General features: G+C 36.2%; 15 protein-coding genes. All 15 read right to left on the reverse strand.

Annotated features, from left to right (window positions below; genetic code table 11):
• Positions 1-133 precede the first annotated feature (133 nt).
• Positions 134-805 (reverse strand): hypothetical protein, encoded by a 672-nt coding sequence (locus tag FW754_RS13005; RefSeq protein WP_446324870.1) that lies wholly within the window; start codon positions 803-805, stop codon positions 134-136.
• 119 nt (positions 806-924) lie between these two features.
• Positions 925-1,269, reverse strand: coding sequence for a zinc ribbon domain-containing protein YjdM (locus tag FW754_RS13010; protein WP_409510884.1), 345 nt, complete (start codon positions 1,267-1,269; stop codon positions 925-927).
• A 101-nt stretch (positions 1,270-1,370) separates the two neighbouring features.
• On the reverse strand, positions 1,371-1,730 hold the full coding sequence (locus FW754_RS13015; RefSeq protein WP_419346414.1) for a DUF488 domain-containing protein: 360 nt from the start codon (positions 1,728-1,730) through the stop codon (positions 1,371-1,373).
• 154 nt (positions 1,731-1,884) lie between these two features.
• Complete coding sequence (locus tag FW754_RS13020) at positions 1,885-2,259, reverse strand: ribonuclease E inhibitor RraB (RefSeq protein ID WP_409510882.1); 375 nt, start codon at positions 2,257-2,259, stop codon at positions 1,885-1,887.
• Between the two features lie 132 nt (positions 2,260-2,391).
• The gene (locus FW754_RS13025) at positions 2,392-3,057 is read right to left on the reverse strand and encodes a pseudouridine synthase (protein ID WP_409510881.1); all 666 of its coding nucleotides are present in this window, start codon (positions 3,055-3,057) and stop codon (positions 2,392-2,394) included.
• A gap of 109 nt (positions 3,058-3,166) precedes the next feature.
• Positions 3,167-4,009, reverse strand: coding sequence for a GGDEF domain-containing protein (locus tag FW754_RS13030; RefSeq protein ID WP_446324871.1), 843 nt, complete (start codon positions 4,007-4,009; stop codon positions 3,167-3,169).
• An 806-nt stretch (positions 4,010-4,815) separates the two neighbouring features.
• A complete protein-coding gene (locus FW754_RS13035) occupies positions 4,816-5,280 on the reverse strand; it encodes a hypothetical protein (RefSeq protein ID WP_409510879.1) in 465 nt (154 codons plus the stop codon).
• 937 nt (positions 5,281-6,217) lie between these two features.
• The gene (locus FW754_RS13040) at positions 6,218-6,679 is read right to left on the reverse strand and encodes a hypothetical protein (RefSeq protein WP_446324872.1); all 462 of its coding nucleotides are present in this window, start codon (positions 6,677-6,679) and stop codon (positions 6,218-6,220) included.
• A 356-nt stretch (positions 6,680-7,035) separates the two neighbouring features.
• Positions 7,036-7,245, reverse strand: coding sequence for a hypothetical protein (locus FW754_RS13045; protein ID WP_446324873.1), 210 nt, complete (start codon positions 7,243-7,245; stop codon positions 7,036-7,038).
• Positions 7,246-7,361: 116 nt separating this feature from the next.
• Positions 7,362-7,940: a DUF4126 domain-containing protein gene (locus FW754_RS13050; protein ID WP_446324901.1), complete on the reverse strand. Its 579-nt coding sequence runs from the start codon at positions 7,938-7,940 to the stop codon at positions 7,362-7,364.
• A gap of 109 nt (positions 7,941-8,049) precedes the next feature.
• Positions 8,050-8,403 (reverse strand): zinc ribbon-containing protein, encoded by a 354-nt coding sequence (locus FW754_RS13055; RefSeq protein ID WP_446324902.1) that lies wholly within the window; start codon positions 8,401-8,403, stop codon positions 8,050-8,052.
• A 446-nt stretch (positions 8,404-8,849) separates the two neighbouring features.
• Positions 8,850-9,269 carry a type II toxin-antitoxin system tRNA(fMet)-specific endonuclease VapC gene (gene vapC / locus FW754_RS13060; protein ID WP_446324874.1) on the reverse strand — a complete coding sequence of 140 codons (420 nt, stop codon included), beginning with the start codon at positions 9,267-9,269 and terminating at the stop codon, positions 8,850-8,852.
• Entirely contained in the window at positions 9,269-9,499 is a 231-nt protein-coding gene (locus FW754_RS13065; RefSeq protein WP_446324875.1) for an antitoxin, read from the reverse strand. Before FW754_RS13065 ends, vapC begins: the two co-directional genes overlap by 1 nt.
• Positions 9,500-9,584: 85 nt before the next feature.
• Positions 9,585-10,496, reverse strand: coding sequence for an AbiTii domain-containing protein (locus FW754_RS13070; protein WP_446324876.1), 912 nt, complete (start codon positions 10,494-10,496; stop codon positions 9,585-9,587).
• Positions 10,497-10,577: 81 nt separating this feature from the next.
• Complete coding sequence (gene acnD, locus FW754_RS13075; RefSeq protein ID WP_446324877.1) at positions 10,578-13,196, reverse strand: Fe/S-dependent 2-methylisocitrate dehydratase AcnD; 2,619 nt, start codon at positions 13,194-13,196, stop codon at positions 10,578-10,580.
• Positions 13,197-13,305 lie beyond the last annotated feature (109 nt).

A 13,305-nucleotide genomic window follows, 5' to 3' on the forward strand; every position in this document is an offset into this window, starting at 1 on the left:
AATATAAATGACTTTACTGTATTTTCACAACTGCTTTTAACAACTCAATTACAACTTTAAATGAAGGACTTTGCTAATATCTGAAAAAATAAACATCTTATTGATATTTATTATATAAATAATTCAAAAATCTTCACTCTGCTATAAACATCATGGCAACAGCAAAAATCACTGTTGAATAAAACAATAAAGGTAAAATCAAAAACCAAAAAATGCCCCAACGATTGACTTGAAATACAGTTTTAGCTGCAATAAAACTCACCAAGCAAGAGTAAATTAAAGTAACCAGAACAATAATTACACTCCAGATTTCATCTGCATAATATGCCTCGTTATAGTTTTGATACAGTAAAGTTTGAATAATGGTAACAGCAATAATCGGAACAACTGCACTCATCCACTGTAAGACATTCACCTGTTTTGCCAAGGTAAGATCGGGGGATGATACCCCACTTCTTTTTAAGCGAAATTCATACCACCATCCATATAAATGCCATGCAATAAAACCACCGAACAAACCAACCGTTAATACAAATCCCCAATAATTGATCCAATTATTTACAGTAAAATCAAGGATATTAGAGCTAGAATTTAATTCAGCTTTAATCATTTGAGTATCAATACGGTCCATAACCACAAAGATACCAAGTAAATAGGCAAGCAAATAAACTTTGCTCCGATCTAGATGGGGTAAATCTTGAAAATAACGCTTTGGTTGGAAAAAGAGTTGTAAAAGCCGTTTCGAATGAATTGCCGACTGCTGCTTTACACTTGGGTGTGCTGATTTTGATAAATATTCAGACATTTTTATTCTTCTGTGATTCAATTTTATTTTCAATTATTTGTAAGCATTTTAGGGCAACAAATCCAGTTGAAATTTGTTACCTTATTTCTGACATCTTAATGAATTATCATCTTTAGCAATTAAGCTTTTTTAACATATTCTGATTTCAGTTTAATGCTTCCAATCCCATCAACTTTACAATCAAGATCATGACCATCTGTTGCATCAGGAACTAAACGAATATTTTTGACTTTCGTTCCTTGGCGAACAACTGATGATGAACCTTTCAATTTCAAATCTTTAACCACAGTGACTGCATCACCATCTGCAAGGACATTACCAAATGCATCTTTAATGATGCTGATCTCATCACCTGCAAGTACCTCACCTTCTTTCCATTCATAAGTACATTCGGGGCAAATCAGTACACCTGCATCTTCATAGGTATATTCAGACTGACATTTTGGACAATTAGGCAAAGACATAAGCCACCTCAAAAATTAAAAAGGCAAAAACTAATTATAACATTTTTATAATTTTCAAAAATTTAAATCACATATTTATTGTAAGGCAATAAAAATACCGCTCAGTTTTCTCTTTGCTTGAATAAATTCACTATCACTGTTAAATGATTTTGCATGGTATTTTTAGATGCTGTCAGAAAAGTTACTGTTTTCTCTCTCGTCATAAAATTCCACAATTCATCAAGATCCTGACTTTGCTCTGCCAACTCCTCCAAATAACGCTGCTGAAATACATCCCAACGCTGTTCTGGCGCTTCATGATACCATTTTCGTAATTCATTGGATGGGCTTAATCCTTTTGGCCATAAATCGATCTGAGCTACTTCTTTTTTAATTCCTCTAGGCCAAAGTCGATCTAACAAAATTCTTTTGCCATCAGTTACTAATATTTCATCATAAATTCTTTTTTGTTTAATGTTCATGTATTGTTCCTCGACTTTACCTGTCGAATTAAGCTTATCCATTTACATGTAAAATTTATATTACAGCGGGCTTTAAACCAATAAAAGCCCATAAAAAAAGAGATGTTCAACATCTCTTTTTAATTTTCATTTAAAACGATTGGCTTAAATATGTTTAAGCTTCATCTTCTTCGTCTTCATCATCGTAAACATACGCCATGCACCCCCAGCCATCGTATTCACCACCATGCTGTTCTGCAATTTTAGTAAACCATTCTTCTAAATCGACAATATCTGAATGCTCAGGTTCCATATAGACGTAAATCGTGATAATCCACTCTGAACTTTCGCCTTCGGTATCTTCAAATAAACTGATTTTTTGTTCTTCTTTTAGCAAATACAATGCACACTGATCCGCTTGTTCCTCACTTTTAAATGCAATTGAATATTCAATTTCATGTGGTTCAGTCAGGTCATCACCATCTGTATGCATTTGCCACAGTACGTTGCCATTGTCATCATCTGGGTAGAGTTCGTAATTGCGGGTCATGAGATTATCCTTTTACAGAAAGACGGTGATTATTGATTCTAGATTAGCGCAAAATTATTGCATTTTGCAGATTAAATCTCACTTCAGGCGATAAATTAGCGTTCACTTTCAATTTTGCAACAAAGGATATTATTAAAACGGAACACTTCCCTGAATTTTTAAGTCAATGCCACTCAACGGTTGCTTAAATTCAAGTAAACACGCATGTAAAGCCATACGCCCTAAAGGACTTTTTATTGGCTCAGGATGATAAATTTCATCACCTGTAATTGGATGCCCAATATGCATCATGTGAACACGAAGTTGATGTGAACGTCCTGTAATTGGAGTCAACAACACTCTGCTAATATCCTGATTTTCATAATATTCAACACGTTCATATAACGTCTGTGCGGACTTCCCGAGTTCATAATGCACCATTTGACGTGGACGATTTTCCCAATCAGTAATGAGTGGAACATCGACTTGACCCTGTTTTTCGAGTTTACCCTGAACCAAAGCAACATAATTTTTCTTGACGGTTCTTGCCTGAAACATTTTGCTCACCGCAACTTCCGCATCACGGTGTTTCGCAAACATTAAAATACCTGAAGTCGCCATATCTAAACGATGGGTAATTTTAGCTAAAGGAAATTGCTCAACTACTCGTAAGTAAGCACTGTCATGATGCTCAGGCAAACGCCCTGGTACAGACAACAGCCCCGCAGGTTTATCAATAATCACCAAATCATCATCTTCATACAAAATAACAAGGGCTTGCTGTGGCGGAGCATAAACAAAATGGGTGTTCAAAGGCATAAGGGCGGGTTCAAAATATTTCAAAGCAGATTTTAAATAGTCCTGATCATATTCGCTACTCTTTGTAGTGCCATTATTTTGTATTTGGGTGTTAAAACATTCTGGTTTTTTATACTTCAACTGATTTTACGGTTGTTGTCGCCTTACCTAGATCTTTAGACTGATACATTAAGCCATCAGCATGATGTTTTGCGTCATCAGGTTTATGAGGTAACTCATAAAACAGGCTGATCCCCATACTAAAATCGACACCAAAATCTCGCTTCATTTCCGTTCTAGAAAATAATTGACGAAGATGCCCTTCATAAGTATCAACCGCTTGCTGATTAGTATCATTCAATAATACTACAAACTCATCTCCGCCCATACGCGCTACAATATCTGCAGAAGACACTGATTTTTGTAATACGCGAGCAAAGCGAATAAGCACCTCATCACCCTGACTATGCCCAAGTCGATCATTGACTTGCTTAAAACCATCAAGATCAATGACACAAATGGCTGACTGCTGTTCTTTACTACGTTGACGATAGGCAATTTCATACTGAATCTCAAATGAACGGAAGTTATTTAAGCCCGTTAATGAATCTTTCATTGCCATACACGTCATTTCGGCAAGCACTGTTTTTACTCGAATCAGTAAAATTGCCACAATCGCAAATGAAATTACCCGTACGCCTGCATTCCAATAGGGAATGATTGGACTACTATAAATATGCCCTGTATGAAAATCGCTATATAACCAAATTAAACCTGACAAGATCACTGCGCTCAATGCAATGCGTGTTGGCTCATACCAAGCGGCAATAGAAACGGGGATTAAATAAAATACCGTAATAGAATATTCAAACCCTGTTGCAAGGTCGAGCCATCCTATCAACAGTAAGCTAATAAGAATAAAAATACGACGAAAATAGACATGAGTCGTTAGTAAATAATCTAAAGTTTTCATGTAATACCGTTCGGCTTAGACCGCTTCTAGGATAACCTGAATCACTGAATTTTCACAATTTTTAAGATTAACTGTCATGATTAGATAAATTCAATGATGGGTTGAATATACGCTTTTAAATACTAAAGCTCATGAAAAAATAGTCTTAAGGCAAACCGTAAAATATGTCAATAAATATGAAACATAGTACAAAACAACTAAGGAAAAATTGATACTGGATATAAAGATTATTGTAATGGTTGGTTTGGGTCATTTTATATTGTGAATGTTAAAATAAGCCATACAATCTACAGATAAGACAGATAAAAAATTCTTGGGGCATTTGGGAAAATTTAATTTACTTCAACAACGATCGCTTTGTAAGCGACTAGCTTTAGCCTATAAACTTGTGATCTATAGCGTCCTAAGCCGAATCGAGACCTTTTGGGTATGTACTGCACTCAGGTTATACGTAACTCACAGCATGCTACTCTTTTCGATCCCATCACACCCTTGAAATCTATAGTAGCCAAAAGGCGTCGGAATTATTTCCCTAAGACCAGTTGATTTCAAACTGATTTAGGATTATTTTCCGCAATTAGACATCTTTAAAGTATTTTTTCCTGAATTAATTTAAATAAAGAAGTTTTACTACATATAAACTATATTTATTCAGAAATTTATCATACAAATATTGTACTAAATGGACATTTTGTACTTTTAAATTTTATAAAAAAAAGAACACCGAAGTGTTCTTGCGCTTGAAGCAAATTTCGATCGAACAAGGCAAGCTCCCCAAGACTTCAATCCCTGTTCGATCAACCTATTTAAGCGGCGACCATACGACCTTGCGCTGCTTTATCTTGAAGTAACTGCATATAATATTCTCTCATCTGATCACGCTCACCACAGACAAATGCAGTTAAGTAGTGAGTCAATTGTTCAAAGCCAATACTTTTATAACCAAGTACAGATTTAGATTGACGAGTAATTAGACCAAATAAATCTTTAAATGGAACCATCATTGGAATATTGCTCTCTAAACGAAACTCAAGCGCATCACCGACTGAAAATGCATTAAGTGTAATGTTTAAATATTCTCCAGTTTCTTGGTTTTTCACAAAAAATGTAGAATTTGAACCGTCCATTTGCAACTGTAAAATACGTAAACCACGCCAATTGAGTGAGTCAAATTTTGCCAATACTTCCTGGGTTGTATTGTCAGGAGATACTTCAGAATCTAATACATTTTTTCGACCCGGAAAATGTATTTCTACTTCAAAGTTTTTCATTATTATTTATTCCTATACCCTAGCAATGAGATACTAGCAGGAGTATTTTCCCTTTTGCCTACGGGATTTTCGATGATTATCTATTCTTAATCGTTGAATATACAGACTTTCCAAGAGTGTTATCACATTTAGTCTAAGAAATCATGATCTGCCTATGCTTAATCCATTTTTACGGAACAAAAATATTTTTTGCGATACTTTTCATTCTTCAAATCAAAAACATAGACTCATATACATGTTTTCATTAAAACAGTTAAAACCAACTCAAATACTTTGAATTTATTTTAATTAACTTAAAGTGTTTTTATTTACAAATTCATGAAGAATGTATTGCTATATATACATGACAAAATTGAATGATATTTTACATGCTGAGCCGCAAAACTAAGACGGGAGCTATCTATAAAATGTGCTTCAAGTTTGAAGTGAAATGATACTTGGAATTTTTGATGAAGATGATGATGACGCAGAATTACTGATGAAGCAAAATTTTTAAGGGGTGAGGGAAAATCTGATGTTTTACTTCAACTATCACTCTTGGTAAGAAATGACCTTCTAGCCTATAAACTTTTGATCTATAGCGTCCTAAGCCGAATTGAGACCTTGTGGGTTTGTACTGCACTCGCGTTTTGCGCCGCTCACAGCATGCTACTCTTTTCGATCCCATCACACCCTTGAAAGCTATAATAGTTAAAGCTATACGGAATTAATTTCCGAAGATTTACTCATTTCCAATATTTTTAGGAATATTTTTCATTGTTTACTATAAAATAAAAATAATTTCCCAAAAAAAATATTTTTACTGCTTTTTTTATCATTTTAAAGTTAAAAAGCACTGCTTTTTTTCCAAATCACTACTCAAATGATTTATTCAAATTGAATAAACCCAGTACAGGATACTCCTCATTTAAGCTGAGTATCTTGTACTGTTTTCAAATTAAGCGATGCGATATTCTTGCAGTGACTTTTTATGAAGTAATTGTTTGTAATGCTCAATCATTGAATCAACATGCCCATCTAAAAAAACTGAAAGTTGTTCAACAACTTGGCTTTGATTTAAATTTTTATAAATTACCGTATAATTTTTGGTTCGTTTGAGCAACCCTAATAACTCCTTACTCACCACGCTAAACTCAATATTACTGTCAATATGAAACTGTGGTTCAGTCTGGGTACTATGTGCGTTTAACGTTATACTTATATATTGTTCAGTCTCAACGTTCATTACGCTAAAAGTACTTTCACTTTCCATCTGTTGTAATTGTTTCAATAATTGACGACGCCAATTGATATTAAAAAACTTACGTAATATTAAATTTATATCTTGTGATTCAAAGCTTTCCGTTTGCTCCGCCCCATTTCCTTCAGATAAAGTAATTTCAACTTCAAAATTTTTCATGCTTTCACTAATCCATGTGTTTTAAGTATTGTTGTTTATTAATAACACTTATCTTATTGTTTAAAAACAGCCTAATACGTGATTTTATTAAAATTTAATCAATTTTTAGTGTTTAAATTCACAAATATACACGTATTTTTTATACGCCTTTAGTATTAGGTGAAATATCAATCATACTTTTTTATAAATCTTTTTATATTGAAGCACATAGAAATTTAAAAAAAATTATGCACCTCAATATATATCTTTCATTTCATCATTTTTGATATAAACATATTTAGAAATATAAAAAACTCAGCCTAAAAGCTGAGTTTAACAACATTTAAAATTAAATTGATGACGCTAAAAAATCAACATCATTGCTCTGTACAACAAGCTGTACAGGCCTGAATTTTTTCTTTCGACCAATTCATTTTGGCTCTTTTCAAAGCAAGCTCAATATTTGCGAAATACCCAATCAGAATTTGTTGGCTCAAATTAGGCAAGTGTTCACAACCCTGTGTTGCATTATGTATTTGATAGACCCCATTGGCTGAGGGATTTTCATTGATAATAAATTTGATCATAGCACTCTCCCCAATACTTTAAAGTTCAATTTAAAATAATCCCATACAAAAAGTATGTCTTTATAAAACTAAACTGATCTTGGATAAAAATCAAACTAAATGAGCAATTATTTTCTTTATACTGCTGAATGATTTAAATTTTCTTGTTTTTTACGACGAATCCAACGGATTCCAATAATCATCAGAATAATCCCAACAATAACTACGAATACAGGAACAAAAAATGATAAGACAGAGATCAGCAATGCACTGATCCATTCAGTTGTAGAAACCAATGGATTAGCAATACCCCCTGTCGTTGCTGTAGATAAGCCACGGACTGCAACGGTACTAAGTTGTACTGCTGATGCTGTTCCACCCCCAACAATAATTGCTGCTGCCCAACTTGCAAAGGGTGACATTTCTCCTGTACTCACTGCCATCGTGGTCAGTGTACCTGCAATCATCGCCGCAGGTGTAGAAATGCTGTCTAAAGCGTTATCTACCCACGGAATGTAATAAGCCCCAATTTCACAAACGGTCGCCACTGTAAGCCCGATACAAACTGACGGCATTGCCAACCACTCAAAACCTTTCATGGGTTCAAATAATCCAGTCAGTGATGCAACGCTCATCACCAGTAATGGAACAAAGACACGAAAGCCACAGGCTGCACTTAATCCAATGCCTATGCATAGGCTGAGTATTGTTTCAATCATTGTGCATCTACCTTTATTTTTATAAATTATTAAATAAGGTAGCAAAAAGCCCTATTGAGTAATAGGGCTTTTTTTAAACAGTGAGTAACTGTTTTATTTGTGCTGCTTAGGCATTCTTATTGTTGAATTGATTGCCAAGGCATTTGGTACACGGGGGTAAACGGTCTGTACCAATTTCTAAGTAAGCGCGATGTCCGCATTGGACACAAAAATAGAAGCCTGTTCCGGGTTGTTCGCCAGCAGTAACCATTTTTGTTCTCCATAGGTTTTTAGAAATGGTGAATAAAGTATAATCAATTTTTGAGGTTTGTCTATTGGTTATTTTAAATAAAAATGGTGTCATTTTTACAATAAATATAAAAACTGTAATTTTTGGGAATTTATCTAGATTTTGTGATGTGGTTTTAGAGTTTGCTATGTTTTCTTCGTTAATGTTTAAGAAATGAATCGAAATTTCTATTTAAGCGTTTCTTTTATTTTCTCATATCAAGTGGCATTCCATATTCACCAAACTTAACGCCTCGTTCGAGTAGCTTTGTATGTGCTGCGTGATGGACGACACCTCGCTTACTCACTCTAGCTTCGAGTAATCGGCGTAATGTTTCTTAGCTGACATTGGGATGACCCACCACTTCTATGCGTACTCCCCAAAATTTGTCGTTTGCAAAGCGGTCAAGTATTTCAGCATCTGCATCAGGGTTCATAGCTACCATGACTCGAATCGCTTGATTCGGATCTGTTAGGAATGGTTCAAGTTTGCTGTATTGGCTGCACCACTTGCTACAATATAGCGATGTTTTTCTTCGGCTTTTTGTTCAGGGGATTTTTTTGGCATGAGTTTCTCAGCTTATATTTTATTGAAAGTTCTTATCTGCAAACAAATATAGACCAACTTTCATTAAATCTCTAAATCGCTTTTGTTACCCAATTTTCTATTTTTAATTGATCGACTCGTAAAAATTCTTTTTCAGTATTGGTCACCATGACCCAATCATTTGCTCTCGCATGTGCTGCAAGCCATAAATCATTGTTACCTATAATCTGACCTTTTAAAGTTAAGTCTTTTCGTATTTGTGCATAATGTTCAGCAACTGTTTCATCCAGTTCAACAACAGGAATGATTGCGCTTAATTCATCTATGACTTTTAAAGCTTTTTCTTTGTTTTGACTTTTTTCAGCACCAAAACGTAACTCTCCTAAAGTAATCACTGACATTAAAATGTTACGATTTGGCAAATGCTTTTCAAAATGCTGGCGGACAATTTCAGGTTGATGCTTAGTGATATAGATACAAATATTAGTATCCAATAAGTATTGTGTCGGCATTAGAATTCTTCTCGTTCTTGCGGTGGTTCATCCACCCTTTCTTCTACATAGAAGTCCTCAGGCATCTGTGCCAATACTTTGAATAAATAGTCTGCTGTCACAGGTTTTTCACGCAGTATCACTTCCTCACCACGACGAAAGATTTCGACTTCTTTTCCTTCAAAGCGAAATTCTTTCGGTAAACGAATAGCTTGGCTACGACCTGTCATAAAAACTTTTGCTGTAGTCATCACCTACCCCAATAGTCTTGATATATATCTTATGATAGGTATTTTTAGAATATAAATCAATCAAACCCTCCTTTATGATTAAAACTTAAGTCACCAAAAATGAACTTAAATATGGTAAAAAAGGCATAACCAAACCACTTACTACTGTTGTATGGTCTGATAAAAAACCCATAAGCTCCAAATACTTTTCCTTATAATTTTTAGTACCAACATTTCTACCGAGCTCCTCTATTCTATCTTCTAGTTCTTGTAAATCCTCGTTATCTTCTTCATTTACATCCTGAATCTTCGCAATTAATTCCATGAACTCTTTTGGAATTTCAGTATTGTTAGATTGCTGAATAGTACTGTGGCTATTCCCTGAAGCTAAATTACCAACATTTCCTGAAATATTAATATTAAAAATTTGACTCACTTTTTCTTGAGAAATTGGGTTTGAATTCAACTCTGCTTCGCCAGCTTCAGGATTAATAACTTCTATTTCTAATACAAAATTTAATATTTTGGTTTTTACGATATCAACAATTCCCTCCAATTTCGTAGAGGGTATAACTTTCCAGGCTTGTACACATACCATATGCTCATAAACTTTATTGCTAAACATAGCCACAAAATTTGCATCCCAAGGTTGCTGTAATAATTTACCCTTTTTAGAAGAACCCATCACAAGTGATTCAATTTCAGCAATTGGCGCAGTTAATGAAACTGTTGTTAAATTTTTTCGAAATTCTTTAGGAAAGCAATTTGATGGAATATCAGCATTTCTTAGCCCTGATCCAAATGCACCTGAAAAGTGTCCTTTTGAAGTAACATTATTGAAAATTCGATAAGACGGAATATCATCCAACAATTCATATCCATTAAGCTCTGAATCAACCCAAGTTTTAAAATCGTCATTACCCAATCGATAAGCTAAAACTTTGCATCGTCTTAATAAATCAGAAACTTTAACATTAGAGTTTACTGCATCGTTTTGAATTTCCCTTAAAAGAGACATTTCCATTTTCCAAAAAATAAAACCATATTTGAAATATGGCTTTATAAAATTATTTCAAGTATTAAAATGACTTATTTTTACTTAAGCCACATTCCCTTCCAAAAAGTCCTGTGCAAAGCGCTGCAACACACCACCCGCTTCATACACATGCACCTCTTCTTCAGTATCCAGACGGCAAGTTACAGCGACTTCAACAATTTCACTCTTACCATCTTCTGTCGCACGCTCAATCACCAAAGTTAAGTCAGAACGAGGTGCAATATTTCCAATCACGCTATACAACTCAGTACCATCAAGCTTTAACGTCTTACGGTCAACGCCTGCTTTAAACTCAAGTGGTAACACACCCATACCGACAAGGTTGGTACGGTGAATACGCTCAAAACCTTCCGCAACAATCACTTCAACACCTGCAAGACGAACACCTTTAGCAGCCCAGTCACGGCTTGAACCCTGACCATAGTCTTTACCTGCAATGATGATCAATGGTTGTTTACGATTCATATAAGTTTCAATCGCTTCCCACATACGCATCACTTCGCCTTCAGGTTCAACTCGCGCTTTCGAACCCTGCTTGATCGTACCATCAGCACGAACCACCATTTCATTGAACAGTTTAGGGTTAGCAAATGTTGCACGTTGTGTAGTCAAATGGTCGCCACGGTGCGTTGCGTAAGAGTTAAAATCCTCCTCAGGTACGCCCATTTTCTTCAAATATTCACCTGAAGCACTGTCTAACACAATCGCATTTGATGGAGACAAATGATCCGTGGTGATATTGTCACCCAAAATTGCAAGTGGACGCATATTTGCCAAAGTACGTGGAGCTGCCAAAGCACCTTCCCAATACGGCGGACGGCGAATATAGGTACTTTGCGGACGCCAGTTATACAACGGGCTTTCAGATTTAGCATTCACGCCCAAATCAAACATTGGAATGTAAATTTTCTTAAATTGTTCAGGCTTAACCGCAACTTTTACAAGTGCATCAATTTCTTCATCTGATGGCCAAATGTCTTTTAAATAAATTGGATTACCATCTTTATCATTGCCCAAAGAATCTGTTTCGATGTCAAAACGAATTGTTCCTGCTATCGCATAAGCAACAACAAGCGGAGGTGAAGCTAAGAATGCTTGTTTTGCATAAGGATGGATACGACCATCGAAGTTACGGTTCCCTGAAAGTACTGCAGTTGCGTACACATCACGATCGATAATTTCTTTTTGAATTACAGGGTCTAATGCGCCTGACATACCATTACAAGTGGTACAAGCATATCCCACGATACCAAAACCGAGTTTTTCTAAGTCGGTGAGTACACCTGCTTCTTCAAGGTACAAAGCAGCTGCTTTAGAACCTGGTGCAAAAGATGATTTAACCCAAGGTTTACGCACTAAACCAAGTTCATTGGCTTTGCGTGCAAGCAAGCCTGCTGCCACTGTATTACGAGGGTTTGAAGTATTGGTACACGAGGTAATTGCTGCGATGATTACCGCACCATCAGGAATTAAGCCTGCTGCTTCTTCTGCTTGAGCCGCTTCTAAATTACCTGCAATACCTTTGGCTTTTAAGTCAGCCGTAGACACACGCGCATGTGGGTTTGACGGCCCTGCAATGTTACGAGTTACTTGCGATAAATCAAAACGTAATACACGTGGATATTCCGCTTGTGTCATATCAGATGCCCAAAGACCAATTTCTTTAGCATAGCTTTCAACAAGTTTAACTTGATCCGCTTCACGACCTGTAAGCGTTAAATAATCAATGGTGTTTTGGTCGATGTAGAACATAGCCGCTGTTGCGCCATATTCAGGGGTCATGTTGGAAATCGTTGCACGATCACCGACTGACATGCTGTCTGCACCTTCACCGAAGAATTCTAAATATGCACCAACTACACGTTCTTTGCGTAAGAACTCTGTCAATGCCAAAACGATATCTGTTGCGGTAATACCTGCTTGACGCTGACCGACAAACTCTACACCGATGATATCTGGAAGACGCATCCATGATGCACGACCGAGCATTACATTTTCAGCTTCGAGTCCACCTACACCAATTGAGATCACGCCAAGTGCATCTGTATGTGGAGTGTGTGAGTCTGTACCTACACAAGTATCTGGGAATGCTAAACCATCACGATTTTGAATTACTGGAGACATTTTCTCCAAGTTGATTTGGTGCATGATGCCGTTGCCCGCAGGGATTACATCGACATTTTCAAAAGCTGTTTTAGTCCACTCAATGAAGTGAAAACGATCTTCGTTACGTCGGTCTTCAATCGCACGGTTTTTCTCGAAAGCATCTGGGTCAAAACCACCAAACTCTACAGCAAGAGAATGGTCAACAATAAGCTGTGTTGGCACAACTGGATTGACTTTAGACGGATCACCGCCCTGTTCTGCAATTGCATCACGCAAGCCTGCAAGGTCAACAAGTGCAGTTTGACCAAGAATGTCATGACACACTACACGTGCAGGATACCAAGGGAAATCATGGTCTTGTTTACGGTTAATCAGTTCTTTTAAAGATTGTTCAATAATGGCTGGGTCGCATTTACGAACCAATTGTTCAGCCAATACTTTTGATGTGTATGGAAATTTTGCGTATGCGCCTTGCTGGATGTCTTCTACGGCTTGACGCACATCGAAGTATTCGAGCTGGGTACCTGTCAGAGATTTACGGTAGTTGTTATTCATTACTTTGTGCCTCTTGCATCATTATGTACAGCATGTCTAATGGCTGAATACTACACTGTCGAAAAGCCATTTCCCAAATCGTTTATTTTTCATATAGTTATATATAAAA

The organism is Acinetobacter sp. 1207_04 (assembly GCF_052850415.1).

Coding starts and splice junctions, on each gene's coding strand:
- FW754_RS13040 (WP_446324872.1), bottom strand. CDS start 6,679: ATGAAAAATTTTGAAGTTGAAATTACTTTATCTGAAGGAAATGGGGCG.
- acnD (WP_446324877.1), bottom strand. CDS start 13,196: ATGAATAACAACTACCGTAAATCTCTGACAGGTACCCAGCTCGAATAC.
- FW754_RS13020 (WP_409510882.1), bottom strand. CDS start 2,259: ATGACCCGCAATTACGAACTCTACCCAGATGATGACAATGGCAACGTA.
- FW754_RS13025 (WP_409510881.1), bottom strand. CDS start 3,057: ATGCCTTTGAACACCCATTTTGTTTATGCTCCGCCACAGCAAGCCCTT.
- FW754_RS13015 (WP_419346414.1), bottom strand. CDS start 1,730: ATGAACATTAAACAAAAAAGAATTTATGATGAAATATTAGTAACTGAT.
- FW754_RS13065 (WP_446324875.1), bottom strand. CDS start 9,499: ATGACTACAGCAAAAGTTTTTATGACAGGTCGTAGCCAAGCTATTCGT.
- FW754_RS13070 (WP_446324876.1), bottom strand. CDS start 10,496: ATGTCTCTTTTAAGGGAAATTCAAAACGATGCAGTAAACTCTAATGTT.
- vapC (WP_446324874.1), bottom strand. CDS start 9,269: ATGCCGACACAATACTTATTGGATACTAATATTTGTATCTATATCACT.
- FW754_RS13045 (WP_446324873.1), bottom strand. CDS start 7,245: ATGATCAAATTTATTATCAATGAAAATCCCTCAGCCAATGGGGTCTAT.
- FW754_RS13030 (WP_446324871.1), bottom strand. CDS start 4,009: ATGAAAACTTTAGATTATTTACTAACGACTCATGTCTATTTTCGTCGT.
- FW754_RS13010 (WP_409510884.1), bottom strand. CDS start 1,269: ATGTCTTTGCCTAATTGTCCAAAATGTCAGTCTGAATATACCTATGAA.
- FW754_RS13005 (WP_446324870.1), bottom strand. CDS start 805: ATGTCTGAATATTTATCAAAATCAGCACACCCAAGTGTAAAGCAGCAG.
- FW754_RS13035 (WP_409510879.1), bottom strand. CDS start 5,280: ATGAAAAACTTTGAAGTAGAAATACATTTTCCGGGTCGAAAAAATGTA.